The sequence below is a fragment of the Paenibacillus ihumii genome (assembly GCF_001403875.1).
In the GTDB taxonomy this organism is placed as follows: domain Bacteria; phylum Bacillota; class Bacilli; order Paenibacillales; family Paenibacillaceae; genus Fontibacillus; species Fontibacillus ihumii.
In genome coordinates this window covers 1215773-1242091 of sequence record NZ_LN884299.1, presented here as the reverse complement: position 1 = coordinate 1242091, position 26319 = coordinate 1215773, and the positions used below count along the sequence as shown (strand labels likewise).

Below are 26319 nucleotides of genomic sequence, written 5' to 3'. Positions count from 1 at the left end.
AATCCATCCTCTGCTGAAATGATACCGCCTGCAATTGCCCGATATCGCTCGGGCCCGATTGGGCGCTTGGCCCAACATTAAGGGCTACATAATGCCAATCTCGGCATCGTCGGCGACTTCCTCGCTCGTCGCCTTTACATAATCCACGATCTCCTGCACCGTCGTATAGGCTACGCCGACGTATGTATCCGCAGCCCCATAATAGATGGCGATCCTGCCCGTCCCCGCATCATGCAGCGTCGCACACGGGAACACGACGTTGCCAACGAAGCCGCGCTCCTCATACCATTCTTCCGGCGTCAGCACGTAATTCGCTGAACGATACTTCACCCTGGACGGCTCATCCCGGTCAAGGATGACCGCGCCCATGCTGTACACGAGCCCGTTGCACGTTCCCGTTACACCGTGGTAGAACATGAGCCAGCCTTCCGTCGTCTCAATCGGGGCAGGACCCCCGCCGATTTTCACCGATTGCCACCAGCCCTGCCCGCCCTTGGTCATGACGTGACGGTGCTTGCCCCAGTAGACAAGGTCAGGACTTTCACTAAGGAACACGTCGCCGAACGGCGTATGCCCGCTGTCGCTCGGACGGGACAGCATGACGAAATTGCCGTTGATCTTGCGCGGGAAGAGCACTCCGTTGCGGTTGAACGGCAGAAAGGGATTCTCCAGGCGAACGAACGTCTTGAAGTCATCCGTCTTGGCTATGCCGATTGCAGCTCCGTAGAAATCAGTACACCAGATAATATAGTAGGTTCCTTCCACTTTAACGAGCCGCGGATCGTACGCATAATTCGGCTGGAACGGCTTGCCGGCTTCGTCGACGAAAGCGATCCGCTCTTCTTCGATCGTCCAGCTCAGCGCGTCATCACTCCATCCGAGATGCAAATGGGGCCGGCCGTTAATCGTTTCCGCGCGGAACACCCCGACAAACCGTCCCTCGAACGGGACGACCGCGCTGTTGAAAATACGGGCAATGCCCTTGGCCGGGTTGCGCTGGATCACCGGGTTATCGCTATGTCTCCACACGGGTCCGGCTGTGCCCGCCGGCTTCTCCTGCCAAGGCATATGGAGCAGTTGTTCTCCAATAATACGTACTTCTGTCATGAGGTATGTCTCCTTCCAAAGCAATAATCATTAGGTTTATTTCACTGAACCCTGCGCGAAGCCATTGTATATATACTTCTGCAGTGCGATGAATGCGACCAGGATAGGAATGATCGTAATTATGATGGCTGCGCAAATGACCTCCCACTGCGAGCCGTAAGGTCCCTTGAATTTAAACAAGGCGGTCGATATGACCTGCAGATTCTCCCCTGGCATGTAGAGGAACGGCGTATAGAAATCGTTGTAAATATTAACGCCCTTCACGATGATGACCGTTACGATAGCCGGAGCGAGAAGCGGCAGCACGATTTTGAAGAAGATCGTGATGTAGGAGGCGCCGTCCAGCATTGCCGACTCATCCAGGGATTCCGAAATCGTATCCAGAAATTGCAGGAAAATATATACGGCAATAATATCGGTACCCAAATAAAGCACAATAGGAGCAAATCGGGTATTCACCAAATCCAGCGCATCAATAATGCGGAACGTTGCCACCTGCGTCGTAACGCTCGGGATCAAGGTAGCGAGCAGGAATGCGCCCATTAACAGCTTGCTCCCCCGGAATTTGAACCGGCTGAGGACATAAGCGATCATTGAGCCGATCAGCGTCGCTCCAATTATAGAAATAACGAGTATAAAAACGGTGTTGCCGAAGCCAAGCAGCATTTTTCCATCGATGAACGCCTTGGTGTAATTCGAAAAATTCGTCCAGTTTTGCGGCGGATCGAGCGGGCTGGTCGCACCGTATTCGGCGTTAGTTTTTAAGGAAGAGAAGAACACAACGATAATCGGAATCAGGGCCGTGAAGGCACCCAGAATTAGAGTCATATACTTGAACGCGCTGCCTACTGCATATTTCAGCCTATACATGATCAATCATCCCCCTTAATCAGAACCCGCTGGAGCAGCGTCACGAGAATGACGATGATGAGCAGCACGACGGCCATAGCCGAAGCAAGACCCAGCTTGCTGTATTTAAATGCAACGTCGACCGTCTGGATCACGAAGGTGTTGCTTCCGTTGGAGCCCCCGGTCATAATGTATGGAATATCGAAGGCGCTGATGGCGCCGCTAATAGCCAAAATCAAGTTCAGCTGCAGAATCCGCTTGATGCTGGGCAGGATAATATGTCTGAATTGATGCCAGCGGTTGGCGCCGTCAATGTCGGCAGCCTCGTAGATGTCCTTGCCGATGGAGGATATGGCCCCCAGGAAAATAATGAAGTTGAAGCCCATGTACCTCCACAGGGACGCCCCTGCAAGCGAAATGTTAATTATGCTCGGGTTCAAAAGCCAGCCCTGCGATAAATGCCCCAGCCCGAGAACCTGAAGCAGCGTATCCAGCGTGCCGTCCGGACGGAAGAAGACCAGGAAGATGAAGCCGATGGCTACCCCATTGAGCAGATAAGGAAAAAATAAAACGCCTTTAAAGAAATTTTTAAAGCGTACATTAAAGCTAAGTATGGTAGCAAAGTAAAGGGCTAATCCCATCTGTACGAAGGTCGCTCCGAAATAATAGAGACTGACCTTGAATACGGAAAAATACTTTGGATTCGTAAAAATCGTCTTGTAGTTCTCAAAGCCGACGTAATCAAAGCTTTTGCTATAACCGTTCCAATTCGTAAAGCTGTATTTGAACATGTTGAATACAGGGAGATAAGCAAACGTGAATAATAAGACGACCGGAATCAGCGAGAAAGCGATAATTATGATTCGCCTTTGCGTCTTGTAGCTTAGGTTTGCAAACACCACTCACACCTCCAGGCCTTGCTTTCTGTCTTGATATGGTACGAGAGGGAGAACGCGCTGCAGCGCGTTCTCCTCCCTATGGTCTCAACTCGCAATGAAGCCGGATCGCTTACTGCTGAATTACTTTCGCCCGGGATTCAACCCATGCAGCGTTGAGCTCCTTCATAATGTCATCGTAAGATTCCTTGCGGTTGCCGATGGCGGCTTCAATGATCCGCTTCTTGAAGTCCGGCTGCCACAGGCCGATTTCGGCGTCTTTATCGATCTTGTCCACCCAGCCCTCCTGGCCTGGCTGCGCCGGCGTCTGCAATTCAAACTTAATGTCCGTGCCTTCAAATTGCTTCAGGGTGTCGGGCAGCGGCGCACCGACGACCGGGCTCATGCCCCCGCCCTCCGTAGTAGGATAGCCGGATTCGTTAATGAACCAGTCGACCCATGCTCTCGCAGCAGCCTTGTTCTTGCTGTGCTTGCTGATCCCCAGCGTATAGTCATCCGCCAGCGGCATAATGACTTCCTGGGCATTTGTCGGGAACGGCATATAAGCAATGTCGTCCGGATTAGCCGCCTGCTCCTTCACCTGCCCGATGGCCCAGGAGCCTAACACCATTGCGCCGATTTTGCCGTTAGCGATATCGGACTTGGACGCCTCCCAGTTCGTTGTCGTCGGATCCTTCTCGATCAGCCCTTGGGCAGCAGCATCGTACATCACTTTATACAGCTCGTAATGAGGCTGTCCCGGCACGAAGTTATCATCCGTGCTCGGCTGCTTGACATTGACGTAATCCACGTCGCCCGCAACCGTCGTAAGCACGGCCTCCCATTGCGTCAGCGGCCAGCCGTCGGCGTAGTTCGTATACAGCGGAATGGCGTCGCCCTTCTCCTTAATCGCCTTCAGCGCCGCCATGAACTCATCCGGCGTTCTCGGCGCCGTCGTTACGCCAGCGTCTGCGAACACTTTCTTGTTATATAAGACGCCGGAGAAGTTAACCGCGATCGGTATGCCATAGGCCTTGCCGTCAACCGCCCTTTCTTCAAGACCGATATACTGCTTGCTCATTTCCGCCAGATCCCCAAGCGGTTCAAAGAACTGCGGCGTATCCTCGAGCGGAATGCTCGTCGGCAGAAGAAGGACATCCCCGTAATCATCGGAGCTCATTCGCACCGTGATTTGCCCTTCATAATCGGATAGCGCCTGAAAATTCACCTTTACATCGGGATACTGCTTGTTGAATTCTGCGGCGTACTGCTTGAATACCGTATCCACAATATCTGTTCTTTGCGTGATTACGGTAATTTCTCCTTTGATTCCGCCGCCATCCCCGTTTGCCGCTCCGTCACTGCTTGTCCCGCCGCCGGCTTCCCCGTTATTGCCTTTGCCTCCGCAGCCTGCGAGCAGCCCAAGAATGAGCGTCAAAGCCATTAACCCCAATACCAATTTGCGTTTTTTCACTCTTGCAACCCCTCTCAATCTAAATTAAGTTATCGGTAACTTACAATTCAAATGTTATACTGGATGCGCTTACCCGTCAATCATTTAATTTTATGCTTTTGTTTTCAAATCGTTTTCAAACCCTGTATCCCTTACGAATTCAGCGTTTTATAACTCACTTTATATTTTTAAGAAACTTAATTGCAGAATATATCGAAAGTTTCAGAAAGTACCATTTGGATCACTTAAATAGACAAGAATGTTAGGTTAACGATTAGCTAATTTTATTGCTTTTGTAAACTTTTCTTTATCTTTAAATCATATAAATGTATACTACCTGTAGGCACGGCATTAAAGTTATAACGCGAAAGCAGGTGATTTCATGAAAAGCAACATTACGATGCGGGATATCGCTAATAAGCTCGGCGTGAGCAGCGTTACGGTATCCAAAGCACTTAACGATAAGGAAGGCGTTAGCGAGGAGCTTAAGCAGAAGATTAAGGCCTTAGCCGGGGAAATGGGATACCGCTACAACTCCGCGGCCAAGTCCATTAAGGACGGACTGTCGAAGAATATCGGCGTGCTCATCCCGGAGCGATTCACGGGAGTATCCCACTCTTTCTATTTGCGCGTATATCAGCAGATTTCGCTGCTGCTTGATCAATACGGGTATTTCGGCATTCTCAACATCCTGAGCAACGAGGATGAGGAGCAGCTGAACTTCCCGCGGGTCTATAGTGAGAAAAAAGTCGACGGCATCATTGTTCTCGGCCAAATCAGCAAGAGGTATATCGAGACGGTTCAGAACATGAATCTTCCAAAATTGTTCCTCGACTTCTACGATGAGCATGCCGACATCGATTCTATCGTTACCGACAACTTTTACGGGGCCTATGAAATGACAAACTATTTGATCCGCAACGGTCACCGAAGAATCGCCTATGTAGGAAACATCTATTCAACTAGCAGCATTCAGGACCGGTTCCTGGGCTACTATAAGTCCTTGCTGGAGCATGGACTGCAGCTGGATCAGACCTTGATATTGAGCGACCGGGACGAGAAAGGAAAATTCATCGATATCGGGCTTCCAAGCCCGCTGCCCACCGCCTTCGTCTGCAATTGCGACCAAATCGCCTATCTGCTCGTAGACAAGCTGAAGCAGCTGGGTTACAGCATTCCGGACGACTGCTCCGTCGTTGGCTTCGATAATGATATATACGCCACATTAACTACGCCGCAGCTTACGACGGTGGAGGTGGACATCGAGCAGATGGCCAAATCGGCCGTCAAGCTGATGATGGACAAAATCGAGAACCCGCACCGCAAGTTCGGACGCGTAATGGTGCAGGGCAAGATCATTTACCGCCAATCGGTTCGGAAAGCAGCTGACGGATCGCCGAAGGCCTCCTGCAACTGAAACCGGACAAACCGCCCATATGGGCGGTTTTTTTTAGTTTTGCCACAATTAACGGTTGATTTATTCCCTGAAAACATCTATAAATTAGTTATATAACAATAATAAAATTATGATAACAAAACTAACGAAAGGATCGATCCCTGCTTCACTCAATGAATTAGTACGATTCCACCACTTACTAACAAAGAGAGGCTGATACGATGAACATGCCGGATTTCATCGCCGGAATGACATGGGGCTTCATGGGCGTTCGCGGAACATGGGCGAATGATGAAGCCAGACATTCCATGGAACAGATGGCGGCGGCGACGGGGGCCAGCTGGACGGCCATCGCCTTCTCGGCGATCCAGGCTACCGCTAATTCTACCGAAATCCCTTATTGGGAAGCGCCGACAGTCACGGACGAAGAAGTAAGATGGGCGATACGGGAGGCCAAGAGCCTAGGATTGAACGTATGCCTGAAGCCGATCGTCAACTGTGCGGACGGCACCTGGCGGGCGCATATTAATTTTTTTGATAAGGATGTGCCATGCGAGCCCAAGTGGTCCGATTGGTTCCGCTCCTACAGCGCCTACATCCTTCATTTTGCCCGGATCGCTGAGGAGACGGGCTGCGAAATGTTGTGCATCGGCTGCGAAATGGTGCAGACGGATCGGCGGGAGGCCGAATGGCGTCAGCTGATCGCCGAGGTTCGCGGCGTATATAACGGTCTCATTACGTATAATTGCGATAAATATCAGGAGGATAACGTCGGCTGGTGGGATGCCCTGGATATCATCTCCTCCAGCGGCTACTACCCGGCCGGCGATTGGGAAGCCCAGCTTGATCGGATCGAGAACGTAGTGAAGACTCACGGCAAGCCCTTCTTCTTCATGGAAGCCGGCTGCCCCAGCCGCAGCGGCTCGGCGGCCATTCCCAACGATTGGACGCTAGCCGGCCCCGCCGACCAGGATGAGCAGGCCAGATTCTACGAAGCGATGTTCCGGGCATGCGACAGTAGGGATTGGGTTCAGGGCTTCATGCTCTGGGATTGGCCGGCCAGGCTGTATTCCCGCGAGGAGGCGGCGGCAGATGACGGCTACTGCGTCTATGGCAAGAAGGCGGAGACAATCATTTACGATTACTACACGTCCAAGAGAAGAAATGAGGGGATGGAGCAGTGACTGAACAAGCAAACTCCGCTGCCTGGCTGGCGGAAATCGAAGATGAGCTGAATAATAACATTTTGCGCTTCTGGATGGAGCGCACGATGGATGAGGATTATGGCGGATTCATTGGAGGGATGGATCACACTGGAGCAATTCAGCCGAAGGCCGCGAAAAGCCTAGTCCTGAATGCCCGAATTCTGTGGACCTTTGCGGCCGCCCACCGCGTTTATCCGCATGCCGGATATTTGCAGACGGCAGACAGGGCTTACGCTTATTTGCAGGATGCATTCGTGGATAAAGAGTTCGGAGGGCTCTACTGGATGGTAGATTACACCGGCCGGCCTATTCAGGATAAAAAACAGGTATACGGCCAAGCCTTCGTCATATATGCGCTTTCCGAATACCATCTGGCATCCGGACGCCCCGAGCCGGTACAGCAGGCTGCCCAGCTGTTTGAATTGCTGGAGAAGCACAGCTACGATCCCGTCCACCGGGGCTATATCGAGGCGCTCGCACGCGATTGGCAGGTTACTGACGATCTGACCTTAAGCAACAAGGATCTCAACGAGAAAAAGTCGATGAACACCCATCTGCATGTGCTCGAAGCCTACACCAACCTGTATCGGGTATGGAAATCAGAAAGGTTGGAGCAGAAGCTCACCGAGCTCATCGAGGTTACGCTGGATCATATCATCCATCCGGAGAACGCCCATTTCCATCTGTTCTTTGATGAGGAGTGGCATGTAAAGAGCACACATATCTCCTACGGCCATGACATTGAAGGAAGCTGGCTGCTCGTCGAAGCGGCCGAATTGCTGGAGCATAACCATGCCCTGCTGGAGCGGGTCAAGCAAGTGGCTGTGGCTATGGCGGAGGCGGTTCTTGCCAAGGGCGTAGATAAGGACGGAGGGCTGTGGAACGAAGCAGATGAGCATGGGCTGACCGATACCAACAAGGACTGGTGGCCGCAGGCCGAGGCGATGGTCGGGTTCTACAATGCCTATCAGCTGAGCGGAGACTTAAGGTTCCAAGAGGCGTCCCGCAGCTCCTGGCATTTCATTCGCCAGTTCATCTCCGATCCCGTACATGGCGAGTGGCACTGGGCGGTACGTCAGGACGGCACCCCGATTACCGCCGAACCGAAGGTCAGTGCCTGGAAGTGCCCTTACCATAACGGCAGAGCTTGCCTGGAAATGATCTCGCGTTTGAACAAAACAAATTAATATGGAGGCTAGTAATATGAACGCATGTTTTACAGAGAGAAAAGCAGCATTAACCAAGAAATATGAAGCCCTGATCGCCCGCCCCAACGAGAAAGTTCCGTTCGGCAACGGCATATATGACCGGTATCGCTACCCCGTACTGACCGCGGAGCATGCCCCCTTGATCTGGAAATATGATTTTAACCCGGAGACGAATCCGTTCTTCGCTGAGAGGCTTGGCGTTAACGCTGTATTTAATCCAGGGGCTATCGAGCTAAACGGCAAGTTCTATCTGATAGCTCGCGTGGAAGGGATCGACCGCAAATCCTTCTTCGCCGTCGCCGAGAGCGAGAGCGGCGTGGACGGCTTCCGCTTCTGGGATCATCCGGTCGTCCTGCCGGAAACCGCTGAGCCGGATGTCAACGTCTATGATATGCGTCTGGTGAAGCATGAGGACGGCTGGATTTACGGCCTGTTCTGCACGGAGCGCAAGGATCCGAATGCGCCCCAAGGAGATTTGTCCAGCGCGATCGCCCAATGCGGCATTGCCCGGACGAAAGACCTTGTAGCGTGGGAGCGTCTGGCGGATTTGAAGACGAAATCTCCGCAGCAGCGCAACGTGGTTCTGCACCCCGAGTTCGTCGATGGCAAATACGCCTTCTATACCCGCCCGCAGGATGGCTTCATCGACGCCGGCTCCGGCGGCGGAATCGGCTGGGGGCTGTCCGCCTCCATCGAAGAGGCTGTCATCAATGAGGAAATCATCGTGGATGAACGGGAGTACCATACGATTAAAGAAGTAAAGAACGGCCAGGGCCCTGCACCTATCCGCACAGAGATCGGATGGCTCCACATTGCGCATGGGGTACGGAATACAGCAGCGGGATTAAGATACGTGCTATACGTATTTGTTACCGACTTGAACGAGCCGCATCGGATCATCTACAGCCCAGGCGGGCATTTGATTGCTCCGGACGGCGAAGAACGGGTCGGCGACGTCTCTAACGTCGTATTCTGCAACGGTGTAATCGCCCGGGAGAACGGGGAGGTCTACATTTACTATGCGTCCTCCGACACCCGAATCCATGTCGCCACGACGACCGTGGAGCAACTGGTCGATTACGCAGTGAACACGCCGAAGGATCCGCTTCGCTCCTTTGCCTGCGTGGAGCAAAGAATCGAACTGATTAATAATAATCTTCGTTTTTTTAATTAATTTATAGTATTGAAAGAGGGGTAGTCCCACAAGTCATCGCTAATGGCTGGGGGCGCCCTTTTTTTATTAAGCTGTCCGTTTAAAAGCTATCCATTTCTGCAGAATCAATTTTTGCGGTATTAGCTTCTGCGGTAATAACTTTTGCGGTATTGATTTTTATGGTATTAGCTTTTGATTTTTATGGTATTAGCTTTTGCGGTATTAAATTTGCGGTAGCAATTTTCTCCCTTGCATGCATCCCTTTCTTTAGTTCAACTTATCTAAGCTGCCGAACTTGGACACAGAACTCCATTTCTTGGCCTATGTTATATAAGCTATTGAACTCGCACGCTAACCGCCGATTCTTAGCTTCTGTTATATAAGCTGTCGGATGTGGCCCCCCATTCTTTGGCTTCTGTTATATAAGCTGTCGAACACGAACACTAAATGGAATTCATGTATCTAATTATGCACTAAATGAGTGGTTCAATAGATTAGATGGATTTGATGCATCTAAAATCACGAATCCCGCCCCTGATGGACAGTTCCCTTCTTCTAACGACATGAAATCCATTTAAATCCGCTTTCCTTTCTTTGCTGCAGAAACTAACTACTATAAATCCATTTAGAACTAGAAGTCTCCACGACTCATGCTCGCTAGAATGAGAAATCTGCGATTCATGTCCGCCAGAACATGAAATTCGCGATTTATGCTCGGCGTAAAGGGGGAGGTGAGAGCATGCTTGGTCACATCCATCTGTTAAAGACAAATGTAAGTTCCGACGCCGGATATGAGAACGAGGAAAATTACGCCTACCTAGAAGGCCAATCAGTGAAAGCAATCATCAAATACAACACCTGCCACAAAAAGAAACAAAAGCTCGAAAAAAGGAAGTAAGCCTTGAGTTGAGACCGGATGGCTTTCCCTTGCCCGCAATCTTCTGAAAGCCAGGCAACTAGCCAACAAAATAAAATAGTCGGCCAGGAATAAAGCATCCTGGCCGACTATAGCATCCTAGCCGACTATTTTTACAAAAAACTTTTACGAGAAGCTATCCCCCTAAGCCAATTAAATTCCCTACCTTTAGGGACAGCCCATTCTTAATGTTCCCGGGGTTATCGCAGAGCTCTAATATTCGGTTCAGGATGATGCATGCACCGCTTCCCGCGGGCTGGAAGCCGAATTCCGGTACAGCAGCTCGACCGAAACAAGCCACTTCTCCACCGCCCTGTTCGAGTCGGCCAGCCGGTCCAGCAGCTTCGTGACCGCACGTCTGCCCAGCTGCTCCTTCGGCACATTCACGGTCGTAATCGCCGGATCAAAACGGGCGGCATCCTCAATATTGTCAAATCCGGTTACGGTAATATCCTCGGGCACACGAAGCCCCAGCTCCTTCAAAATGCTGATCGTGCTAAGCGCAATAGAGTCGTTGGCACAGACCAGCGCCGTCGGCAGGCCCAAAGACTTGGATTTCTTCCTGGCAAGCAGCCAATCCTTCAGGCCAGGAACAAAGCCCCCGGTCTCTACGCTGTCCAAATAAAGCATGGGGTCATCATGCAGCTGCACACCGAGGCCATTCTCCTCTAAAGCGCTGCGGAAGCCGACCCATCTGTCCCGGAAGCTTCTGGAGAAATTTAGATTGCCCAAAAAATGCAGTTCCCGGTGCCCGAGTCCGATCAAATGGTTGACCAAACGATAGGTTCCATCGACGTTATTGGCAAAAATCGAGTCTGCGGGTATCAGGTTATCCTCATGGTCGACGAGCACCATAGGCAAGCCGATGCGATGCACCTCCAGCAGCAGGCTGGTCGCGATTTGACCGACCCCGATCATCCCGAGAATACCTTCGGGGTTAATGATATTCATCATGACGTCGGTGCGAGGCTCCGATACGATGATCATGCCGAGATTCTGCGCCTCCAGCTCATCCGAAATCCCCTCGAGAACCTTGCCCCAATAGAGAGACTCTTTATTCTGCGAGCGGATATTCGGCATCAGCACGAGCACCGACTGCTTCCCCGGCGGAATGGCTGCCGCTGCTGTAGTGGGCCTGATATTCTTTACATAGCCGTTCTTCTGATTGAAATAACCGAGCTGGGATGCGGCCTGGATCACCCGCTCCCTCGTCATTTCATTTACGCCTCCCTTGCCGGATAATGCCTTGGAGACGACAAATTTGGATACGCCGAGATGATCGGCGATTTGCTGCATCGTTACCTTCTTCAATGATTACTACCTCCGGACATGCCCCATATAGTCAATTTGTTCTTCCATGCATCTAACAAATATAACTTTATTATAACAAAAATAAGAGTAATCATAAATCGGTGATTTATCCGGAATTTGCACTTGTCCCGATAACCTTAGTATTCGCTTGATCGAAACAGCGAGGCCACCCAATGTATGCTCCGCTGCGACATCTGCTGCAGCAGGTTCGCCGCTTTATCGGCGAACCGGTCTACCGGCGCTTGCTCCGGCGGAGGGAGCAGCAGACTGTCCGGCGTCTGCAGCAGCTCGGGGATGACCGGCCAGGCTCCTGCTTCACCCGCTGTGCGATCCGCCGGCTCCTGCAGCTCGCTTTCCCAGTATGCTTCCCGTTCGCGTTCAGCCTGAGCCCGGGTGCTCTCGAGATTGTCCTGCCTATACTGCTGGCTATACTGCCAACTGACGTCCGCAGAAGCAGGGCTGTAAGTCCGGCTCGTCCCCGTCTCCGCCAGCTGCATCCCGAACGTAATTCCCGCCACGAGCAGCAATCCGTAAAACAGTGATTTTCTCATCGTCCGTGACAATGCGACTCCCCCTTAAGAAATACATTCATCCGGCCGGTTTATTCGCCGCTACCTGCTTCTGCTCGGTCTTCCCCTTCGTCTGGTCCTTCGTCAAAGTACCCGCCTTCTCCGCCTCCTGGCTCTCCCAGTAAATATCCGCGATAATCCCGGCCAGCACGCCGGCCGTTCGCTCCAGCTCTTCCTTGGTATTATCGATCCCCCCGATTTCAATGAGTATGCTATGCGGCGAGAGGGACTGATTGTACTCGCCGTTCCCTTGAGAGGAAGTTTTGCCCCATATCCCCCTTGATATTCCGGGGTAGGACTTCTCCAGACGCTCGTGGATCGAGCTGGCAAAGGCCTCGTTCTTCCGCCAGTTCTCATTGCCATGCCCGATAATGAAATATACCTGGGCGTAGGATACACCGTCGATGCTCGTTGTGGTTTTATCATAACGCTGGGAATCCCGGTGAATATCTATGAAATATTGCAGCTGTCCGTTCTGAGCCATCGCTTCCTTCACGGTCTGCCTCGAATATTTATAAGAATAGTTATAGCTGTAATTTTGCACGGTCGCCGCATAATTCTCGTAAGCATGAAGCGTAGCCACGCCCTTGCGCTCAAGCGCCTTGGCCAGCGCGTCTCCAACCAAACCTACGTTCATCATGTCCTTGGAGGAACTAGGATTGGTCGAATCTATGCCGAGAACCGGGTTGAATGACTCCTGCGGATGCGAATGATAGACCATGACGATGTTTTTGTGCCCAGGTTGGATAGGCGGCTCGTCCTTCTTGTCCGGTTCGGGATCTGCTGGCTTAACCGGCTCCGCATCAGGCTCCTGGCCGAGATCCGGCTCGGGATGATCCGGGCTGCTCCCGTCAGCGCCGGCCCCCGGATGATAATCCTCCGGAGCCTGTACTGCCGTATTTCCCGAGCCCGTGCGCAGCAATATCGGGCTGTCCGCGCCAAGGCCCGGCACCTCCCGGGCTACGAGACTCTTCGGATCGGACGGATTCACGTCCGTAAGCAGCTGGAATACGAAATTCGTCATTTGCTTGCCAGAGAAGGAGCTCATTTCTTTTTCCGGAACCATATGGGGCAGCTCCATGCCTACCATGCTGATAAAGAACCGGCTCGATAACGATGAGGCCAGCCCTTTCATAGAAGAGACCGGGGAAGTGTTCAGCTGCTTCTCTGCGATTCCCCCAATACCTAGCACCAGAAAAAATACTACCGATAACACCGACAGAAGCAGAAAAGTCTGTCCCATAGCAAGCACGCGCATCAGATTATGTCTCATTCGGCCGACGTTCCAAGTTCTAAACCATCTCATTTTGTTGTGAAGCCCTCCTTTAGCCGGAAATAAGTTCCCTTCGTCTCAAGATTTCTTTCTGGTCCGGCCAGGTCTTTCGTTAAATCTCCTATAGCCGCTGAACCACTTTCATATCTGAAATCTATGAACCTATTCCGAAAAGTAGAACCTCTACTCTCACAAAAAAATAAAGTCCGCTAGATTGCGAACTTCATAGGGTCAGAGCTCGGCCGCCTCAAAGTAAGCCGCCATCTGAACCGTGCAGGAAGACCCCATCTATGCCGGCGGGAAGACCCTATCCACACCGTCCGGCAAACCGCCATCCGCATCGCCCAGGAAGAGCCCCATTTGTGCCGCCAGGAAGCCCCTCAGCTCCGCCGTGCAGGAAGACCCCAGCCCCCGCCGCCGGGAAGACAGCCGCTGTCCACTCTAATGCCCAAAGCGTAGAATGGACGCGGCTCAATAATGATCAATGGGTATGCGCTGCCACGTTATCCTTGTCAACAGCCTGATGCAGGGAAATATTCAGCCCGCTGGCAATGACGTTGGCAATGTCCTCAATGAACTCGTCAATTTCCTTGGGAGTTACGATGAGATCATGGCCGAGCGGCTCAAGAACCTCCTTAACCAGACCCAATCTCTCGCCTTCGTTAAGCTCCGTAAGCAGCCCCATAATCTGTTTCGTGCTGCCCTTGGCATTTCCGCTCTCTCCGTTGAAATGAGACATCATCATATCGAGTGCATTATTGACGATGGTGGACGCATAGCATACAGTCGGGACGCCGATCGCAATGCAGGGAATGCCCAATATTTCCTTGGTCAGCCCTTTGCGCTTATTGCCAATGCCCGATCCCGGATGTATGCCGATATCGGCGATCTGAATCGTCGTATTGACCCGTTCCAGAGATCGGGACGCCAGAGCATCGATTGCGATGATGACGTCCGGCTTCGTGCGATCCACGATGCCCTGCACAATTTCGCTGGATTCAATTCCCGTAATGCCGAGCACTCCCGGAGCGATTGCGCTGACCTTGCGGTAGCCCGGAGCTACTTGATCCGGCACGAGCTCAAAGTAATGCCGGGTCACGATCGTATTCTCTACGACAAGCGGACCGAGCGCATCAGGCGTAACATTCCAGTTGCCCAGCCCGACGATTAATACCGTCGAATCGGTGTTGACGCCGATTTTATCCAGAAAAGCGATGAACTCTTTGGAAAAAGCAGCGGACACCCTCTCCTGCAAATCGCTGTCATGGCTGCGCAGGCCAGGGACCTCAAGAGTAACGTAGTGCCCGACCAGCCGGCCTATTTGACGCGAGGCCTGCTCGTCCTTGACATCCAGCCGGGTAACCTTGATTCCGTCCAGCTCTTCGACTTCTTCATGGATGCCGGAGATCGGCCTGCCGTGAACCGTCTCCGCAAGCTCCTTGGACTCTACCGCCAAATCCGTACGGACTGAATATTTGCTTAAATCCAGATTCATATGAGGAAGACCTCCCTTTTCACGTGATCATCCTATATTGTGCGGGAGGATAATAGACATTATGCAAGCGTCTTTTCTTTACGATGAATTTATTGCATTTTGCCTAGCTGCGTGATAAAATATTTTAAGTTGTGAATCATCTGGGATGATATTTGCTTTACAGGAGGTGAATGCAATGCCAAACATTAAATCCGCTATCAAACGTGTAAAAACTAACGACAAACGCCGTGCTCTGAACGCTTCGCAAAAGTCCGCTTTGCGTACTGCTGTTAAAGCTGCCGACACTGCGCTGAGTAACAATGAAGTAGAAACAGCTAAAACAGCTTTTGCTGCAGCTGCTAAGAAATTGGACAAAGCTGTTACTAAAGGCTTGATCCACAAGAATGCTGCTGCCCGCAAGAAATCCCGCTTGGCTAAAAAATTGAACGCCCTTACGTCCCAAGCGTAAGCGACGTTATTTATAAACTTAAGCTCAAAAAGACCTGAACACATATGTTCAGGTCTTTTTGGTTCCTTGTGGCTGTGACGCCAGTGGCTATGGGTTATTTCTATAAAAATTATGAAAGTGCCGTGCTATACACCGAGCCTCAGCAGAAACAGCTCTAATCCGAGCACCTTATCGACGCCCCCGCTCTTCATCTTATGATCCAGCTCCGCAAGCTCGGACAACACCTCGCGCAGCTTCGCCGCCTCAAATCTTCGAGCCTGCTCGCCTGCAATCTTAACAGCATAGGGATGAAGCCCAAGCTGCGAAGCCATTTGCTGCTGAGAATAGCTTTGCCGCCCCAATTCCTTTACCTGCAGCATAATCCGGAATTGGCGGGCAATTAGCGCTGCAATCTTGATCGGCTCCTCCCGCTGCTTTAGCAGCTCATAGAAAATGTTTAGCGCCTGCTCCAGTTTAAGCCCCGCAATGCATTCCACCATAGCAAACACGTTCTGCTCCGTCGTCCGCGCTACCAGCTGCTGTATGGCTCCCTCATCGATCACGCCGCCATTTCCCGCATACAGACACAGCTTATCCAACTCAACGGCCAGGGAGGCCATTTGGACGCCGCTGGCGGCTATCAATGCTTCAGCCGCCTCACGGCTCATGCTGCAGCCTCTTTTCTCCGCCTGCTTGACGGCCCATTGCGCCAGCTCACCGCTGCCAAGCGGCATGAACGGCAGCACAGTGCCGGCCGCCTTGATGCCCTTGACAATCTTCTTCCGCTCATCGAGCTTCTCTCCGGAAACGACGAAGACGATGACGCTGTGCTCGGCCGGATTCGCCATATAAGACGTTAGGGACTCAAGCTTGTGCTCGACCTTTCCCCCGTCCTTCCCCGCAGTGAATAATGAAGCATCCTTGACCACAATTAGCTTGCGCGGCACGAGAAACGGCAGCGTCTCCGCTTCTTCGATCACCGCCTCGATTGGCGTTTCGGCCAAATCGAAGGCGGCCATGGCAAAATCACGCTGCTCCTCGTCAACGACATGCTTCTCAAGCAGAGCGATGAATTCATTGATTTGGTATTTTTCCGTGCCGTAACATACATATAAAGGGGAAATACGCCCCTGTTTGATTTCTTTGATCGCCGTTTTGATATCCACTCGGCTTCCCCTCTCATCTCACCTATAATCCTCGGCAGGGATGGATGCTCAATGCTTCAGCTCCCTGCCATATCAAGCCTTCGTAATACTATGATACCGTGATATCCGGTTTTCGTCCAAATCCAATTCCCTGATGAAGCCGGATTTATGCCGCGAACAAACAAAGGGACCTTCGCCATCTGGCAATCAGGTCCCTTTGTCCCGGAGCATCTATATAAACGCGGGCTGAAAAGCTCTAGAAACTTTTCTGCCGGCGGTCATACGACGTTCAGGGTCTTTCGCTTCTCTCTGTATTCTAATATATAACCTATTCCATATCTCCTGAAATCGTGCTTCACTTATTTGCTTTCGGAGGAATTTTCCGCATTCGCCGCGGATTTTACCGCTACGGTATGCTTAGTGACGCTGCCGTCCACATCCGCCTCATAGATAAATTTCGTACTGTCTCCGGACCACTCGCCCTTAAGCCATACGCCGATAACCTGTTCATCCTTCACAAGCTGGTGTTCCTCGTTCTGCAGCTTATAGATGTACAAATGATCATCCTTCAGGACAGCATGATGCGTTCCATCCGGAGAACTCCATTCCTCCGGCACAGCGGCAAATCCGTAGTGCTGAGCCGAGGTTGATTCGTCCGGCGAAGACATTGACGAATCCGGGGCCAAGGGCGCCATTTCCATCTTATGTTCGCCTATGTCCGCCCGGCTCGCCGGTTCGCCTGCAGCTGGCTCTCCTTCAGCAGGCTGTCCCTCTGACGTCCCGTTCTTCCTATTGTCATTCGCGCCAGAATTATCTCCACTGCGGGGAGCATCCGGCACTGCCGGACTTCCCCCGGCATTCCCGTCGGTATTCACAGGCTTGCTTGACGCCTCTTGAGAGGGATCCTGCTTAGATTCGCCGCGATTCGAAGTCACCTTCTCCTGCTCGGCATTTCCCGCCGAAGGCTCCTCCTTACGGGTAACTGCATTCAGATCGCCTGTACCGTCCGAATGTACGCCCTGCTCCTTGCCCGAATTGCCGACTGCCCCGTCCCCCGCGCCTGCTGCACCGCTCTCCGCGGCATCCTGGCTTTGCATCAGCATTTCACTGGTTGCAGACGAATGATTATTCGAAAAGTCGGCGCTTTGATCAGCCGCAGGCAATTCTGCATTAGGAATCGTTCTCGGCTCATATTGCGTAATGAAGATGCCTAAAATGACGGCGGCCGCAACCGTGCCGAATATCCCTGTTCGCATTCTGCGGCGAGGGCCGCGCTGCGCCGCTTCCTTAGCGCTTCTGCTCCGCATGCTGCGCGGACTGGCTGCCGCCGCTGCGGCTGCCGATTCAATCAGGCTGTTATGCTCCAGCGCGCTCCCCTCTTCCCGGCGAGCCCGGTCAATCTCATCCAACTGTGGCATGATCCGGTCAACTAGGCTAAAGCGCGGCGTGACATCAGGGAGCTCGCTCAGCTTGGCCGAGAGCTCGTTCAGAAGCTCAAATTCCTGAGCACAATCGCTGCATTCGCGAATATGCTCGAACAATGCTGCTGCCTCTTCGTCATTCAAATCATGATCGATATACCGATGCATCCATTCCACCGCCTCCGCGCACTTCATCCTGATACACCACCTTTCTGATAATCTTGGAGTAAATGCTGAAGCTGCTGCCTTGCCCTGAACAAATACGATTTCACCGTATTGAGCGGCAAGTTCAAGCTGTCAGCGATTTCGTTATACGAAAAGTCCTGCAAATACCGCAGCACCACGACCGATCGATGATGCTCGGGAAGCTGATCGATCGCTTCGCGGATATCCTGCGCAATATACCCGGACATGACTTCACGTTCGACGTTATCCTTGCCTTCGAACACGATCTCGTGCTCCTCGATCGATACCGTCGGTTTTTTCCTCCGAAACTTGTCGATACAGATATTCGTCACGATTCGCTGCACCCAGGTCTTGAATTGCGCCTTCTCTTCATAAGTATCAATCTTCGTATAAATGCGTATCAATGCTTCCTGGGCTGCGTCATGGGCATCCTGTTCATTATTCAAAATATAATAGGCCGTGCGATATACCTGATTCTCTATTTCTCGCAATAGGGTGATTAGAGCGTCGCGATCGCCCGTTTGAGCGGCTCTGATGAGTTCCTGCTCCACCACAAAGGCTCCCCCTTCCTTGCAACCTTACAGACGATATCGACTGGCGATATGTTGCAATGTTGTTACTATTTTTTTGTAGAAAATATTAGTAGTTAGGTCTTGCAATCCCTGCTAAACCTCGAATCTCACCTAAGAATACCAGAAAATACGCAGCCCGTCATCACGGGGCAAGCAACTTGAAGCGCACGCGAATACGTCCGTTTCCCACTTCCATTTGAACCTCGCCCTGTCGATCCGTGCGGTAAATTTGACTGCCCGCTGAATGCAGCCGTTCTACCACGGTCGGATGGGGATGGCCATAGCTGTTGGAGGCTCCGGCGGAAATAACGGCTGAGGCAGGACGCCAGTATTCAACCCATTCCCGCGAGGTAGAGGTTTTGCTGCCATGGTGGGCGATTTTCATGACATCAATATAGGGCTTTTCGGGCCAAGCATGGGCTAAGCTCCCGTATGCAAGCTCCTCCAGCACCCGATGCTCCGCAGCTTCATCCATATCTCCCGTAAACAAGAACGTTGCGCCAGCCATTTGCAGTGCAAATACGATGGATTCATGATTCTGTTCTTTGCTGTAAGGAATTCGTCCGCCGTCTGAAGCCGGCGGCTCAGGAGACAATATTCGCAGCGTCGTCGATGAATCTATCTTTAAGCTCATTCCTTGCGCAGCCGTGTAAATTGGAATCTCCTTTTGAAGCGCCGTAGCCATCAATTTGGCGATTGTCTTTGAATCGCTAAGCGTCCCGTTGATAAGCAGCGCATCTACCGGAAATTGTTCAAGCACCGCCTGCAGTCCGCCGGCATGATCCTGGTCGCCGTGCGTAAGAATAACCGCATCCAGTCGGTTGATCCCGCGTTTTTTCAACAAAGGCACAACAGTCTTGGCTCCTACTTCAAAGGGCTCGCGCCGATTTCGCCACGCCTCCTCCGGTTTGCGGAATGAAACGGTGCCGCCTCCGTCCACGAGAAGGTTCTTCCCTTCCGGGGTCGTAATCAGAGCGCAATCCCCTTGCCCCACATCAATAAACTGGACATGTCCCCGTCCCTTCATATTTAAAGGCTGATATCCTAAATATAATTGGACAAGCAGCAGGCCGGCAAGCACTGCTCGCATCAGCTGCATGGGCCGAATCTGTGCCAGCTCCCTCCATTTCCTGCGGCTGCCGCTCTTCCATGCGCTCTTTCCCTGCTGCGGCCCGAGCGGCTGCGTATCGTCATTGCCCGCCTGGCTGGCCTCCTGCACGATACGGCTCCGATGTCTCGAATATAGCAGCAAATAGAATACGGCATAGAATACAGCGATCCACGCTAAGGAAGGAGACTTCCAATAGGTCATGAATCCGCTGCGGTCATTCAGCCATTCCGTGACGACGAACGTCGCTGTATTCAGGAGGCGTATCGGATAAGCCAGCCATTCTCCAAGAGGCAGCCACACGGCGCTGAGCAGCAGTGCTGCCGTACCGCCGGGCAGGGCAAGCATCCCGATGATGGGGACAAGCAGCATATTCGCCGCCAGGGATAGGAGCGAGAACTGATTGAAATAGTAGATGGTCAATGGAAAAGAAACAATTTGCGCGGCGATTGTAATCGCGGCGGCTCCGGCCATCCTGGCAGGCAGCCATCGGAGGTAGGGCATCAGCAGAGGCACGAAGAGTATCAGCCCCGCCGTTACGATAAACGACAGCTGAAAGCTCACATTCAGCATGTAATATGGCTCCCAGAGCAGCATCAACAGAGCCGCCGCAGACAGAACGTTCAATCCATCCTTCAGTAAGCCGCGCCGCAATAAATAGATGCCGATCATCGTCATTAGCCCTGAGCGGATTACGGAGGGCGAGAATCCCGTAATCAGCACATATGCGGGAATGAACCAGAACACGATGCGATATGAATTTTCCCGGGTAACGCGGCACAGCCGCAGCAATCCGAAAATCAAACCTACATTAATAGCGACGTGGCTTCCGGAAATCGCCAAAATATGCGTTAATCCAAGCTGGGAGAACTGCGCGTATTTCTCAGGCTCCAGCTCGCTGGCCAGGCCGATCAGCAGCCCTTGCATATACCCCGCCTGCCACCCGGGAAACAATCGTTCAATACGTTCAGCAAGCAAGTTCCGGGCGGCATCGACCTTTCCGAGCAGCGTGGCCGGGTTAATTCCGCTATCCGCCTCCACCTTTACGGAGGAAGCGCCCGCAGCCTTCAGGATCCAGTGAACCCTCTGAATCCGCAAGTAGTCCCGATAGTCGAACCCGTCAAAATTACGGGCCGTATTCGGCCTCTCCAGCGTTCCTTCCAGCTCTATCCGCTGGCCTCTTCTCCATTGTCCAGCTACGGCCGCTTCCTCCAGGGAAGCCAGCCGCAGCTGGACGATCAGTTTCTCTCCGCCCGCATTCTCCAGCTTGGGACCGGCTGGCTGTCCCGCCCATGACGCCTTGTTTAGGCGAACCGTGAAATCCGCGCGGTCACCGTCCACCTTCACCGGAGACAGCAGCATCCCTGTTATGTGCATCTGGCCTGGCTCGAGGATAGCAGCTGCGCCGGGATCTAAGCCGTCCCCGTTCATCCACTCGGCGAGCCTGCTTTCATTATTCCCGTCATGGTATGTCCAATAGGCGGCCCCAAGCGAGAACATCAGCCCGTAAATAAGCAGCTTCCTCCACGGACAGCGGGAGATCAGCCCGGCCAAAGGGAGAAGCAATAACAGTCCCGCCCATGACAGCCAAAAAGCAAAGCCGCTCTGCAAATAGGCGAGAGCGCTGCCGGCGGTCCAGCAGCTTACCGTAGCGACCAAAGGCCTTTGGCGCATCATCCTGCCTCCTTTCTAAAAATAATGACCAGCCGTACGTACCCTCAGCAAAAAAAGAACCCCATCTGCCGCAGCAGACGAGGTTCTTCCTTCATCTCTTATGCACTAATTTTCAACTACACTAATCTTCAACCCGGCCATCCGTTTCCTTCGGAGGCTGGTACGATTCCAGGCGCCGGAAGATAATTCCCTTCTGGCCCATCATTGCCGACACCTTGCCTGTATCCTTCGGATAAGGGCGGTGATAAATAATTTCAGTGATCCCGCTGTTCGCCAGCATGTTGGCACATGTCCAGCACGGCTCGTCGGTCACATAGACGCTGGAGCCTTCCCGGTCGATCCGGTCGGTGAACAATAGCAGATTCTGCTCCGCGTGGATAGTGCGGACACAGCGCTGCTTCTTGACCATCGTCTCCCTGCCGTCCACCGTCACCGCTTCGTATTCCTCGGCGATCATGCAGCCCGCTTCCGAACAGTCAGGCACACCCGATGGAGCGCCGTTATATGCCGTTCCGAGCAGCTTCTTCCCTTGAACGAGCACGGCGCCCACATGCCGCCGGTTGCAGCGCGATCTCGTGGATACCATATAAGCGATATCCATGAAATACGTATCCCAATCTTTGCGTGTATCTAGACTCATCCTTTAGTTCTCCTCTTAAAGTTTGATATAAGGCTTCATCTTCTGGAACAGTTTGTCTCCGATGCCCTTCACCTTTTTCAAATCACTCAAGGAATTAAAAGAGCCGTGCTGATTCCGGTAGTCTATGATCGCCTGGGCCTTCTTCTCGCCAATGCCCGGAACGGCCTGAAGCTGGGCACTGTCCGCCGTGTTAATGCTCACCAGGCCGTCCTGCGGCGGCTCGGCAGGCGGCAGCGGCGCTGCTGCGGTATCGCTGCTGCCGTATGCCGCCGGGATGGCAGCACCAGCTGCGCTTTGCTCTGCCAAGCCCGCCTTCCCGGCGGCTTCCTCGTCGCCAGGGTTCAGTCCCGCCGCCATACCCGGCCTGGCGGGGCTGCCTTCCGCCGCAGGATGCTCCTGGCCAGCTGCTGCCTGACCTTCCGCTGCCTCGGCTGCCCCTGCACCCGATGCCGACGCCTTAGCCGCTGCAGCAGCAATCGCCGCCTCCTGTCCTTCATCAGCGGCCAGCGCAGCAGCCACCTCGCGGTTAAGCGGCGTCCAGCCTTCAATGCCGGCAGGACGGCTTCCACCGGCTGCCAGAAGCATCAGGCCCGCTCCGATGACGGCGGATGCAATCGCCGTCAAAACGTATTCCCGTTTCAATATTATCGCTCCAATCTCAAAAGAATCTGTCCAAAAAGTCATGAAGATCCAATCAAGATGCATACATATTTAAACGACGAATATTTTTGTGCTTAAGCACGAAAGGGGGAAACAGGATGAAAGTCGCTTTCATCGGAACGGGATCGATGGGGAGCCTGCTCATTGAAGCTTTCCTTCGTTCCGGTGCACTGTACCCGCATAACTTGTACCTTAGCAACCGAGGCCGGCACAAGGCGGAGATGCTGGCTCTGCGGCATCCCGGCTTGAACGTCGCGGCAAGCAATGCCGACGCAGCCCAGGGAAGCGATATTGTATTTATATGCGTGAAGCCCCATCAATTCCCGGAGGTTATCGCGGAAATCCGCAATGTACTCCATGAGACGCAGCTGGTCATCTCCATTACTAGCCCTGTGCTTATTGCTATGCTGGAGGAGCAAATCCCCGCCAAAGTCGCCAAGATCATCCCCAGCATCACCCATTCCGTACATAGCGGCGCCTCGCTCTGCATTTACGGGGAGCGGGTACAGCCCGAGGACCGGCTGCTGCTGGAGCAGCTTATGTCCTCGATCAGCAGACCGACCCCAATCAAAGAGTCGGAGACGAGAATCGCCTCCGACATGGCGAGCTGCGGCCCGGCCTTCGTGGCCTTCATCGTCCAGCAGTGGGCCAGAGCTGCGGCGCAATTGACCGGCATCAGCATGCCGGAGGCTCTGCGCCTCGGCGCAGAAATGCTGCTCGGCACAGGCAGGCTCCTGACGGATGGCGGCCTGACGCCCGAACAGCTGCAGCGCCGAGTTGCAGTTCCTGGGGGCGTGACGGCCGAAGGACTGGCTATCCTGGAGGAGCGGCTGCAGGGCGTATTCCCCAGCCTGATCGAGGCGACACAGTGCAAGCACGAGGCCGACCTGGCCAAGCTGGCCACCCTCTTCAGCAGCACCGTTCCGACCGCGAGCAGCACTGCCAGTACCGCTAATACCATCAACTCTGCCAATGCCGCCAGCTCCATCAATGCCGCCAATGAAGCCAATGCTGCCAGTGAAGCCAGTGAAGCCAGTGAAGCCAATGCTGCCAGTGAAGCCAATGTTACCGACCATACAACCAATTCAGCTAATAACACCAATACCGACAATGCCGACAATGCAACCAATACATCACCTGCCGCTAATGCCGACACCGAGAGCACAACCGAGATGCTCTAGCTCTGTCTAGCCGACCACGATATTGACGAGCTTGCCCGGAACCGCAATGACTTTGCGGACGGTCTTGCCTTCAATCGCCTGCTTCACGTTCGGCAGGGCCATGCTGTGCTCCTGCATCGCTGCCTGGTCAAGATCCTTCGCGACCTTGGTGCGGTCCACGATTTTGCCGTTCACCTGCACGACGATTTCCACCTCGGAATCGACCGTCCAAGCCTCGTCATATACCGGCCATGGCTCGTAAGTAACGCTCTCGTTATGGCCAAGGCGCTCCCACAGCTCCTCCGCCAAATGCGGAGCCAGCGGGGACAGCATTTGCACGAAATTGGCCGCTGCCGCTTTCGGAACAACGTCCGCTTTATAGGCTTCATTCACGAAGATCATCAGCTGGCTGATCGCTGTATTGAACCGCAGCGCTTCGAAGTCCTCGGTCACTTTTTTGATCGTCTTATGCCAGGTGCGCTTGAAATCGTCCGAGCCGTCGCCATCTTGAATTTTGGCGTTCAGGCTGCCGTCCTCGGCGACGAACAGGCGCCAGATCCGGGAGAGGAAGCGGTGCGTTCCTTCGACCCCGCTAGTATTCCACGGCTTGGTCGCCTCCAGCGGCCCCATGAACATTTCATAGACGCGCAGCGTATCGGCGCCGTACTCGTTCACAATCACGTCCGGGTTAATGACGTTGCCGCGGGACTTACTCATTTTCTCGTTGTTCGTACCGAGGATCATCCCTTGGTTGACGAGCTTGTGGAACGGCTCCTTCGTCGATACAACGCCTAGATCATACAAGACCTTATGCCAGAAGCGGGCGTACAGCAGGTGAAGCACCGCATGCTCGGCTCCGCCGATGTAGAGGTCTACCGGCAGCCACTGCTCCTGCTTCTCCTTCGAGCACAGCTCCTTATCGTTGTGCGGGTCAATGTACCGCAAATAATACCAGCAGCTGCCTGCCCATTGCGGCATCGTATTCGTCTCGCGGCGAGCCGGAAGGCCCGTCTCGGGATCCGTCGTATTCACCCATTCCGTTACGTTGGCAAGCGGTGACTCTCCCGTACCGGATGGCTCGATATGATCGACCTCCGGCAGAAGCACCGGCAGCTGATCCTCCGGTACCGGCTTCATCGTGCCATCCTCCAGATGAAGGATCGGAATCGGCTCTCCCCAATACCGCTGACGGCTGAACAGCCAATCGCGCAGGCGGTAGCTTACTTTCCCTCGGCCCTTGCCGTTCTCCTCCAGCCAGGCGATCATTTTCTTAATGGCTTCTTCATTGCGGAGGCCGTTCAGGAAGCCGGAATTGACGTGAGCCCCGTCTCCTGAATACGCTCCTTCTGCAATATTTCCGCCTTCTACGACCTCGATAATCGGCAGACCAAACTGCTTCGCGAATTCATAATCCCGCTCGTCGTGGCCCGGAACGGCCATAATCGCGCCTGTTCCGTAGCCTGCAAGCACATAATCCGCTATCCAAATGGGCAGCTTCTCCCCATTGGCCGGATTGATCGCATAAGCCCCGGTAAAGACGCCGGTTTTCTCTTTTGCCAAATCCGTGCGCTCCAGATCGCTCTTGCGGGCAGCCTGCTCCTGGTATTCGGATACCGCGCCGCGCTGAGCGTCCGTCGTAATCCGCTCTACCAGTTCATGCTCTGGCGCAAGCACCGCATAGCTGGCTCCAAACAAAGTGTCCGGACGGGTGGTGAATACCGTCAGCGTCTCATCGCTTCCCTCGATGCCGAATACGACCTCCGCTCCCTCGGATTTGCCGATCCAGTTGCGCTGCATATCCTTGATGCTCTCCGACCAGTCGAGCTCCTCCAGATCCTCCAGCAGCCGTTCAGCATATTCGGTAATCTTCAGTACCCACTGCCGCATCGGCTTGCGGATTACAGGATGTCCTCCTCGTTCGCTCTTGCCGTCGATAACCTCTTCATTGGCAAGAACAGTCCCGAGAGCCGGACACCAGTTGACAGGCACCTCGGCCACGTAAGCAAGCCCCTTCTTGTAGAGCTGAATAAAGATCCACTGCGTCCATTTATAGTACTCCGGATCCGTCGTGCTGATCTCCCGGTCCCAATCGTAGGAGAAGCCCAGCGACTTAATCTGGCGCCGGAAATTGTTGATATTCTTGACCGTAATATCGCGAGGATGCTCGCCCGTATCGAGCGCATGCTGCTCCGCCGGCAGTCCGAATGCGTCCCACCCCATCGGATGAAGCACGTTGTATCCGCGCATCCGCTTGTAGCGAGAGACGATATCCGTCGCCGTATACCCTTCAGGATGGCCTACGTGAAGGCCTGCGCCCGACGGGTAGGGGAACATATCCAGCGCGTAAAATTTCGGTTTGCCCGGCTCCTCCCGGGTTTTAAACGTCTGGTGATCGTCCCAGTATTTCTGCCATTTCGGCTCAATCGACTGGGCACGATAGACATCGTGAGATTGATTGTTATTGCTCATGATCTTAGACTCCCTTCAGTTGAGAAAAACGTCAGTCGACGTACTTT

21 protein-coding genes and 1 pseudogene are annotated in these 26319 nt (G+C 53.3%); 7 read left to right on the top strand and 15 right to left on the bottom strand.

Features of this window, described 5'->3' with window-relative positions:
• Positions 1–84: 84 nt before the first annotated feature.
• The 4 genes from BN2762_RS13030 to BN2762_RS13015 all read right to left on the bottom strand — a co-directional run bounded on the left by BN2762_RS13030 (position 85) and on the right by BN2762_RS13015 (position 4305).
• Positions 85–1107, bottom strand: a complete 1023-nt coding sequence (locus BN2762_RS13030; protein WP_055107393.1) for a glycoside hydrolase family 130 protein — start codon at positions 1105–1107, stop codon at positions 85–87.
• 36 nt (positions 1108–1143) lie between these two features.
• Complete coding sequence (locus BN2762_RS13025; protein ID WP_055107392.1) at positions 1144–1977, bottom strand: carbohydrate ABC transporter permease; 834 nt, start codon at positions 1975–1977, stop codon at positions 1144–1146.
• A gap of 2 nt (positions 1978–1979) precedes the next feature.
• Complete coding sequence (locus BN2762_RS13020; RefSeq protein WP_055107391.1) at positions 1980–2855, bottom strand: carbohydrate ABC transporter permease; 876 nt, start codon at positions 2853–2855, stop codon at positions 1980–1982.
• 109 nt (positions 2856–2964) lie between these two features.
• A complete protein-coding gene (locus BN2762_RS13015) occupies positions 2965–4305 on the bottom strand; it encodes an ABC transporter substrate-binding protein (protein ID WP_055107390.1) in 1341 nt (446 codons plus the stop codon).
• Positions 4306–4666: 361 nt separating this feature from the next.
• On the opposite strand from BN2762_RS13015, the gene BN2762_RS13010 reads away from it, so the two are divergent.
• From BN2762_RS13010 to BN2762_RS27750, 5 genes are all read left to right on the top strand, one after another.
• The gene (locus BN2762_RS13010) at positions 4667–5701 is read left to right on the top strand and encodes a substrate-binding domain-containing protein (RefSeq protein ID WP_055107389.1); all 1035 of its coding nucleotides are present in this window, start codon (positions 4667–4669) and stop codon (positions 5699–5701) included.
• A gap of 200 nt (positions 5702–5901) precedes the next feature.
• A complete protein-coding gene (locus BN2762_RS13005; RefSeq protein ID WP_055107388.1) occupies positions 5902–6864 on the top strand; it encodes a glycoside hydrolase family 113 in 963 nt (320 codons plus the stop codon).
• Positions 6861–8072: an AGE family epimerase/isomerase gene (locus tag BN2762_RS13000; RefSeq protein WP_055107387.1), complete on the top strand. Its 1212-nt coding sequence runs from the start codon at positions 6861–6863 to the stop codon at positions 8070–8072. The genes BN2762_RS13005 and BN2762_RS13000 overlap by 4 nt, the downstream gene beginning before the upstream one ends.
• Before the next feature lie 16 nt (positions 8073–8088).
• A complete protein-coding gene (locus BN2762_RS12995; RefSeq protein ID WP_055107386.1) occupies positions 8089–9267 on the top strand; it encodes a glycoside hydrolase family 130 protein in 1179 nt (392 codons plus the stop codon).
• A 673-nt stretch (positions 9268–9940) separates the two neighbouring features.
• Positions 9941–10144, top strand: a complete 204-nt coding sequence (locus tag BN2762_RS27750) for a hypothetical protein (RefSeq protein WP_222861081.1) — start codon at positions 9941–9943, stop codon at positions 10142–10144.
• A 243-nt stretch (positions 10145–10387) separates the two neighbouring features.
• Here the strand turns inward: BN2762_RS27750 and BN2762_RS12990 are convergent, their stop codons facing one another.
• From BN2762_RS12990 to gpr, 4 genes are all read right to left on the bottom strand, one after another.
• Positions 10388–11473, bottom strand: a complete 1086-nt coding sequence (locus BN2762_RS12990) for a LacI family DNA-binding transcriptional regulator (RefSeq protein ID WP_230202515.1) — start codon at positions 11471–11473, stop codon at positions 10388–10390.
• Positions 11474–11610: 137 nt separating this feature from the next.
• Positions 11611–12024: a hypothetical protein gene (locus BN2762_RS12985; protein WP_222861080.1), complete on the bottom strand. Its 414-nt coding sequence runs from the start codon at positions 12022–12024 to the stop codon at positions 11611–11613.
• 37 nt (positions 12025–12061) lie between these two features.
• On the bottom strand, positions 12062–13348 hold the full coding sequence (locus BN2762_RS12980) for a stage II sporulation protein P (RefSeq protein WP_055107384.1): 1287 nt from the start codon (positions 13346–13348) through the stop codon (positions 12062–12064).
• A gap of 448 nt (positions 13349–13796) precedes the next feature.
• Positions 13797–14810 (bottom strand): GPR endopeptidase, encoded by a 1014-nt coding sequence (gpr, locus tag BN2762_RS12975; protein WP_055107383.1) that lies wholly within the window; start codon positions 14808–14810, stop codon positions 13797–13799.
• A gap of 175 nt (positions 14811–14985) precedes the next feature.
• Between gpr and rpsT the strand changes: the two genes are divergently transcribed.
• The gene (rpsT, locus tag BN2762_RS12970; protein ID WP_055107382.1) at positions 14986–15258 is read left to right on the top strand and encodes a 30S ribosomal protein S20; all 273 of its coding nucleotides are present in this window, start codon (positions 14986–14988) and stop codon (positions 15256–15258) included.
• 125 nt (positions 15259–15383) lie between these two features.
• On the opposite strand, the gene holA is transcribed toward rpsT, so the two are convergent.
• The 6 genes from holA to BN2762_RS12940 all read right to left on the bottom strand — a co-directional run bounded on the left by holA (position 15384) and on the right by BN2762_RS12940 (position 22625).
• Positions 15384–16403 carry a DNA polymerase III subunit delta gene (gene holA, locus BN2762_RS12965; RefSeq protein WP_055107381.1) on the bottom strand — a complete coding sequence of 340 codons (1020 nt, stop codon included), beginning with the start codon at positions 16401–16403 and terminating at the stop codon, positions 15384–15386.
• Positions 16404–16741: 338 nt separating this feature from the next.
• Positions 16742–17998, bottom strand: coding sequence for a zf-HC2 domain-containing protein (locus BN2762_RS12960; RefSeq protein WP_055107380.1), 1257 nt, complete (start codon positions 17996–17998; stop codon positions 16742–16744).
• On the bottom strand, positions 17995–18543 hold the full coding sequence (locus BN2762_RS12955) for an RNA polymerase sigma factor (protein WP_055107379.1): 549 nt from the start codon (positions 18541–18543) through the stop codon (positions 17995–17997). The genes BN2762_RS12960 and BN2762_RS12955 overlap by 4 nt, the downstream gene beginning before the upstream one ends.
• A 160-nt stretch (positions 18544–18703) precedes the next feature.
• The gene (locus BN2762_RS12950) at positions 18704–21343 is read right to left on the bottom strand and encodes a ComEC/Rec2 family competence protein (protein ID WP_055107378.1); all 2640 of its coding nucleotides are present in this window, start codon (positions 21341–21343) and stop codon (positions 18704–18706) included.
• 121 nt (positions 21344–21464) lie between these two features.
• On the bottom strand, positions 21465–21983 hold the full coding sequence (locus BN2762_RS12945) for a deoxycytidylate deaminase (protein ID WP_055107377.1): 519 nt from the start codon (positions 21981–21983) through the stop codon (positions 21465–21467).
• Between the two features lie 15 nt (positions 21984–21998).
• The gene (locus BN2762_RS12940) at positions 21999–22625 is read right to left on the bottom strand and encodes a ComEA family DNA-binding protein (RefSeq protein ID WP_055107376.1); all 627 of its coding nucleotides are present in this window, start codon (positions 22623–22625) and stop codon (positions 21999–22001) included.
• 116 nt (positions 22626–22741) lie between these two features.
• On the opposite strand from BN2762_RS12940, the pseudogene comER reads away from it, so the two are divergent.
• Positions 22742–23554, top strand: a pseudogene (comER, locus tag BN2762_RS12935) (late competence protein ComER); the annotation flags it as partial.
• A 276-nt stretch (positions 23555–23830) separates the two neighbouring features.
• Here the strand turns inward: comER and leuS are convergent.
• Complete coding sequence (gene leuS, locus BN2762_RS12930; protein ID WP_055107375.1) at positions 23831–26272, bottom strand: leucine--tRNA ligase; 2442 nt, start codon at positions 26270–26272, stop codon at positions 23831–23833.
• Positions 26273–26319: the final 47 nt, after the last annotated feature.

Bases quoted from the DNA above. Each gene is read 5' to 3' on its own strand.
- BN2762_RS13030 (WP_055107393.1), bottom strand. From the start codon at position 1,107: ATGACAGAAGTACGTATTATTGGAGAACAACTGCTCCATATGCCTTGG.
- BN2762_RS13025 (WP_055107392.1), bottom strand. From the start codon at position 1,977: ATGTATAGGCTGAAATATGCAGTAGGCAGCGCGTTCAAGTATATGACT.
- BN2762_RS13010 (WP_055107389.1), top strand. From the start codon at position 4,667: ATGAAAAGCAACATTACGATGCGGGATATCGCTAATAAGCTCGGCGTG.
- BN2762_RS13005 (WP_055107388.1), top strand. From the start codon at position 5,902: ATGAACATGCCGGATTTCATCGCCGGAATGACATGGGGCTTCATGGGC.
- BN2762_RS12995 (WP_055107386.1), top strand. From the start codon at position 8,089: ATGAACGCATGTTTTACAGAGAGAAAAGCAGCATTAACCAAGAAATAT.
- BN2762_RS27750 (WP_222861081.1), top strand. From the start codon at position 9,941: ATGAAATTCGCGATTTATGCTCGGCGTAAAGGGGGAGGTGAGAGCATG.
- BN2762_RS12985 (WP_222861080.1), bottom strand. From the start codon at position 12,024: ATGAGAAAATCACTGTTTTACGGATTGCTGCTCGTGGCGGGAATTACG.
- BN2762_RS12980 (WP_055107384.1), bottom strand. From the start codon at position 13,348: ATGAGATGGTTTAGAACTTGGAACGTCGGCCGAATGAGACATAATCTG.
- gpr (WP_055107383.1), bottom strand. From the start codon at position 14,810: ATGAATCTGGATTTAAGCAAATATTCAGTCCGTACGGATTTGGCGGTA.
- rpsT (WP_055107382.1), top strand. From the start codon at position 14,986: ATGCCAAACATTAAATCCGCTATCAAACGTGTAAAAACTAACGACAAA.
- BN2762_RS12960 (WP_055107380.1), bottom strand. From the start codon at position 17,998: ATGAAGTGCGCGGAGGCGGTGGAATGGATGCATCGGTATATCGATCAT.
- BN2762_RS12950 (WP_055107378.1), bottom strand. From the start codon at position 21,343: ATGCGCCAAAGGCCTTTGGTCGCTACGGTAAGCTGCTGGACCGCCGGC.
- BN2762_RS12945 (WP_055107377.1), bottom strand. From the start codon at position 21,983: ATGAGTCTAGATACACGCAAAGATTGGGATACGTATTTCATGGATATC.
- leuS (WP_055107375.1), bottom strand. From the start codon at position 26,272: ATGAGCAATAACAATCAATCTCACGATGTCTATCGTGCCCAGTCGATT.